We start from the raw sequence: 5,198 nt of genomic DNA on the forward strand, positions 1-5,198 counted from the left end.
AGATCGGCCTGCACGGCTATTTCCACGAGATCGCGACCGAAGCCGGTCCCGAGGAATTCGCCCGCGCGCTCGATGAATCGCTGGCGCTGTTCAAAGCCCAGGCCGGAATCGTGCCGAAGGGGTTCCGCTCGCCGGCCTGGGAGATGACGCCGGCCATGCTGGCGGAGGTGAAGCGGCGCGGCCTCTATGACAGCTCGCTGATGGGCTTCGACCATCCCTACACGATCGACGGCATTACCCAGGTTCCGGTGCTCTGGGCGGTCGATGACGCGATCTATTTCCGCTTCACCGGCAGCCCGACGGACCGCGCCCCGCCCTCGCCGCAGGGCGGCATCCTCGAAGCCTGGCTCGACGAGTGGCACATGCTGCATCGCGAGGGCCGGATGATGATGCTGACGATCCATGACTGGATTTCCGGCCGGGCCGGGCGGATCAGGATGCTGGAGCGGCTGCTCGACGCGGTGACCTCTTCGCCCGGCGTCTGGATCGCGACCGTAGGCGAACTCGCGGCCCATCATGCCGCAAGCGCCAATGCCCAGCGCTTCAGCGTGCCGTTGCGCCTGGCCGAGCCAAGCGCGCCACGACGCTTCAAGGCGCCGTGCTGATGCAGACCTTCACCGTCCGCCGGCCTGCCGTCCATTCGGCCCATGGCCTCGTCGCCGCACAGAACCGGCACGCAGCCGAGGCCGGCGCGGCCGTGCTCTCTCGCGGCGGCAATGCGATGGATGCGGCCATCGTCACCGCATTGGTGCTCAGCACGGTCGAGCCCTGGCTCTCCGGCATCGGCGGCGGTGGTTTCCTCGTCCATGCCGATGGTCGGACGGGGGCGACCGAAACGCTCGATTTCAATGTCCGTGCGCCTGCCGGCATCGACCCGGCGGATTATCCGCTCACCGATGCTCAGACCGGCAACTGGTTCGCCTGGCCCTCCGTGGTGGGGGACCGGAACGTCTCCGGCTATGGTGCGATCTGCGTTCCCGGCGCGATCGCCGGTTTCGCCGCGGCGTTGGAGCGTCATGGCACCCTGTCCTGGGAGGAAGCGCTGCAACCGGCGATCGAGCATGCCGAGCGCGGGCTGGAGATCGACTGGTTCGCGGCGCTCTGCATCGCGATCGAAATGGCGGGCATCGCCCGCGACCCGGTGCTCGCCGCCCTGCTGCTCGACAATGGCCATGCGCCCAAGGCCGGAGCCGATACGCGGCGCTTCAAGCCGATGGTGCAGAAGGCGGCCTTGCTCAGGCGGTTGGCGACGTCCGGCGCGCGCGATTTCTACGAGGGCGAGACGGCGCGCATGCTGGCAGTCGATCTCGCCGCCGGCGGCTCGGCCATCCGGCCGGGCGATCTCGCAGCCTATGACGTCACCTGGGCGCCGCCGCTGACCGGGCGTTATCGCGATTTCGACATCGCCGCCATTCCCGGCCTCAGCGGCGGGCCGAGCTTCCTCGATGCGGCGGTGCGTCTGGCGTCCGGCCCGCTCTCGCGCGAGACGACGCCTGCGCAACGGGCCCTGCTCTATGCCAGCGCCATCCGCGAGGCCTATGCCACGCGCCTGACCACGCTCGGCCATGCAGCGACACCGCAAGCGGGCTGCACCTCCCATGTCAGCGTGGTCGATCGCGACGGGACCATGGTCTCCTTGACCAACACCCTGCTCTCACGTTTCGGTGCCAAGGTCGCGCTGCCTAATGCCGGCATCATCATGAATAACGGCATGATGTGGTTCGATCCACGCCCCGGCCAGCCGAACAGCATCGCAGCCGGCCAGAAGCCGCTCGCCAATATGTGCCCGCTGGTGCTGAGCCAGGACGGGCGACCGGTGCTCGCCATCGGCGCGGCCGGCGGGCGCACGATCTTCCCGACCGTGCTCCAGCTGATCTCCGGCATCGCCGATCTCGGTCTGTCCCTGGAGGAGGCCTTCCATCGCCCGCGTATCGATGCCTCGACGCCGCGCATCAAGATCGACGCCCGCGCCGAACCCGACGTCGCCGCGACCGTCGCCACCGCCTTCCCGGTCGAGATCGTCGAGGACACGCTCTATCCCGTAAATTTCTCGATTCCCTCGGCGGTGATGACCTCTTCCGTCGGCGGCTTCATCGGCATGGCCCATCCGACCAGCGCCTGGGCGGCAGTCGTCGCGGCAACCGCATGAGCACGACCGAGGCCCCCGTCCTGGCGATCGAGGATCTCGTCGTCGAGATCGACGGCAACCGCATCATCGATCAGGTCTCGCTTTCGGTCGGTGCCGGACGGATCCTCGCCATCGTCGGCGAATCCGGCTGCGGCAAGAGCCTGACCGCGCTCTCGGTGCTCGGCCTGCTGCCGAAGGCGGCACGGTTCAAGGGCGGCGCGATCCGGCTCAACGGGCGCGACCTGACAGGGCTTGGCGAGGCCGCGCTCTCCGATGTCAGGGGCAATGAGGCGACGATCATCTTTCAGGAGCCGGTCGCCTCGCTGAACCCGCTGATGCGTGTCGGCGAGCAGGTCGAGGAGGCGCTGATCCTGCATCGCGGCCTCTCGGCCAGCGCCGCGCGCGAGGAGGCGATCGCGATGATGACGCGCGTCGGCATTCCCGATGCGACGCGGCGCGCGCGCCAATATCCGTTCGAGCTCTCGGGCGGGATGTGCCAGCGCATCATGATCGCCTCGGCACTGATCTGTCGCCCGGCCCTGCTGATCGCCGACGAGCCGACGACGGCGCTCGACGTGACGATCCAGGCCCAGATCCTCGACCTGATGCGCCGCCTGCGCGAAGAGGTCGGCACCGCGATCGTGCTGATTACCCATGACATGGGCGTCGTTGCCGATCTCGCCGACGATGTCTGCGTGATGTATGGCGGGCGCATCGTCGAGAGCGGCGCGGTCGAACCGATCTTCGCCGAACCGCACCACCCCTATACCAAGCTCCTGCTCGCCACGATTCCGACGCTGCAGGGCCAGCGCAAGGCCGTGCTGCGCACCATCGAGGGCATGGTCCCGAGCGCCGGGTCCTGGCCCGATGGCTGCCGCTTTCGGACGCGCTGCCCGCTGGCGGACGAGGCCTGCCTGGCGCCGCCGCCTCTCGCCTGCGTCGGAGAAAGCCATCGCACCGCCTGCTGGCATTCGGACCATGTCGAGGCGCTGGTATGACCGCATCGCCGCTGCTTCAGGTCCGCGATCTCAAGGTCCATTTCAAGCTGCGTCGCRGCGTCGGTACGCCGGGCGGCGTGGTCAAGGCAGTGGACGGCGTCTCCTTCGACGTTGCGGCCGGCCGCACATTGGCGCTGGTCGGCGAATCCGGCTGCGGCAAATCGACGACCGCCTATGCCGTGATCGGCCTCGAACAGGCGACGGGTGGCACGGTCGCGTTCGATGGCCGCGACATCACCGGGCTGAAGGGGCGCGAGCGGGCGCAACTCGCCCAGGAAATCCAGATCGTCTTCCAGGATCCGAGCGCCGCGCTCGACCCGAAGATGAGTATCGAAGCCAGCATCAGCGAGCCGCTCGCCATCGCCGGCTGGACGCGCAGCGACCGGCGAAAGCGGGTGGCCGAGCTGCTCGACCGGGTCGGCCTTCCCGCCGCCTTCGCGGAGCGTCTGCCGAGCGCGCTCTCGGGCGGGCAACGCCAGCGCGTGGTGATCGCACGCGCGCTGGCCCTGTCGCCGCGCCTGCTCATTCTCGACGAGCCGGTCTCGGCGCTCGATGTCTCGATCCGCTCGCAGGTGCTGAACCTGCTGCTCGAGCTGCAGCGCGATCTCAACCTCGCCTATCTGTTCATCTCGCATGACCTGTCGGTCGTCAGGCATATCGCCGACGAGGCGATGGTGCTCTATCTCGGCACGGTCATGGAAAGCGGGCCGATCGATACGATGTTCGAGGCGCCGCAGCACCCCTATACGCAGGCGCTGCTCTCGGCGATCCCGCTGCCGGACCCGCTGCTGCAACGCCGGCGCGAGAAGATCATCCTGACCGGAGACCTGCCGAGCCCGCTCTCGCCGCCGCCAGGCTGTCCCTTCGTCAGCCGTTGCCCGATCCGGATCGAGCCCTGCAGCGCGGCCCGTCCGCCCCTGCTGGAGACGGCGGCAGGGTCGCGCGTGGCCTGTATCCTGAGGCACTAGCAGCTGGCCCTTCGGAACGGAGGCTCGAACTGCCGGAGACGCAGGGCAAATGCGCTCTGTCCGCGGGCGAATTGCCGTATCCAACCCAACGGCCCATCGCTATTGAACGGTCCTTGTCGATCCGCCCGGAACCCATCGTGCGCCGCGTCCTGCCGTCTCTGCCTTCGTTGACGATCTTTGAGGCGTCGGCGCGCCATTCGAGCTTCACCCGCGCGGCCGAGGAACTGAATCTCTCGCAGAGCGCGGTCAGCAAACAGGTTCAGTCGCTGGAGGCCTTCCTGGGCCTGCGCCTGTTCGAGCGCGTGAGACAGCGCATTGTCCTGACCGAAGCGGGACAGCTCTATCTCGCCAGGGTGCGCGAGGCCCTCGAGATCATGGAATCGGCAACCATGGAAGCGCTCGCCTTCCAGGGCGGCGGCGGAATACTCAACATCGCCACCCTTCCCACCTTCGGTGCGCGCTGGCTTGCCCCGAGGATCGGCGGTTTCCGGGCTCTGCATCCGCGTTTCGCCCTCAGCCTGACCGTTCGGGCCTGGCCCTTCGACCTCGTCGAGGAGAACATCGATATCGCTGTCTATTTCGGCGAGAAGCCCTGGCCCGGCGGTCCATCCGACCTGCTGATGGAGGAAGAGATCATTCCTGTCTGCGCTCCGTCGCTGCTGGCTCCCCACGGGCCCGTCAGCACGGTCGCGGATCTCGATCGGCTCGCCCTGCTCCATCACCGCGCACGGCCGCGAGCCTGGAAGGACTGGCTGCAGCTGGCCGGCGCGAGCGAGGTCAACCCGTTCCACGGCGTTCGCTTCGAGCAGTTCGAAATGATCATCCAGGCTGCGATCAGCGGCATGGGAATGGCGATCGTGCCGCGCTTCATGATCGAAGCCGAACTGGCCGACGGAAGGCTGGTCGCACCATTCGCCCGCGCGATGAAGAGCGCGGAATCCTACTACCTCGTCTGCCCCGAGCGGAAACGAGATCTGCCGGCAGTCCAGGCGTTCCGACGCTGGGTCCTCGATGAGGTGAGCGTGTTCCGGCAGCGCCAGCGCGACGAAAACCGGCTCGCACCGAAGGGCTGAAACTTCATTCCCCGAAGGAATGAAGTGACGC

At 67.8% G+C, this 5,198-nt stretch carries 5 protein-coding genes; all 5 read left to right on the plus strand.

Translation table 11 applies throughout. The features are described 5' to 3' along the window. On the plus strand, nt 1–605 hold a 605-nt coding region (locus AC1DRP_RS34675), incomplete at its 5' end, for a polysaccharide deacetylase family protein (protein WP_476770908.1). Next, a complete protein-coding gene (locus AC1DRP_RS34680) occupies nt 605–2,149 on the plus strand; it encodes a gamma-glutamyltransferase family protein (RefSeq protein ID WP_476770909.1) in 1,545 nt (514 codons plus the stop codon). The genes AC1DRP_RS34675 and AC1DRP_RS34680, both read left to right, overlap by 1 nt. Beyond that, complete coding sequence (locus AC1DRP_RS34685; protein WP_441508127.1) at nt 2,146–3,126, plus strand: ABC transporter ATP-binding protein; 981 nt, start codon at nt 2,146–2,148, stop codon at nt 3,124–3,126. The genes AC1DRP_RS34680 and AC1DRP_RS34685 overlap by 4 nt, the downstream gene beginning before the upstream one ends. Continuing rightward, nucleotides 3,123–4,094 carry an ABC transporter ATP-binding protein gene (locus AC1DRP_RS34690; RefSeq protein ID WP_476770910.1) on the plus strand — a complete coding sequence of 324 codons (972 nt, stop codon included), beginning with the start codon at nt 3,123–3,125 and terminating at the stop codon, nt 4,092–4,094. Before AC1DRP_RS34685 ends, AC1DRP_RS34690 begins: the two co-directional genes overlap by 4 nt. 137 nt (nt 4,095–4,231) lie before the next feature. Further along, a complete protein-coding gene (gene gcvA / locus AC1DRP_RS34695; RefSeq protein ID WP_476770911.1) occupies nt 4,232–5,167 on the plus strand; it encodes a transcriptional regulator GcvA in 936 nt (311 codons plus the stop codon). Nucleotides 5,168–5,198: the final 31 nt, after the last annotated feature.

This window comes from Allobosea sp. 01N443 (assembly GCF_056399325.1).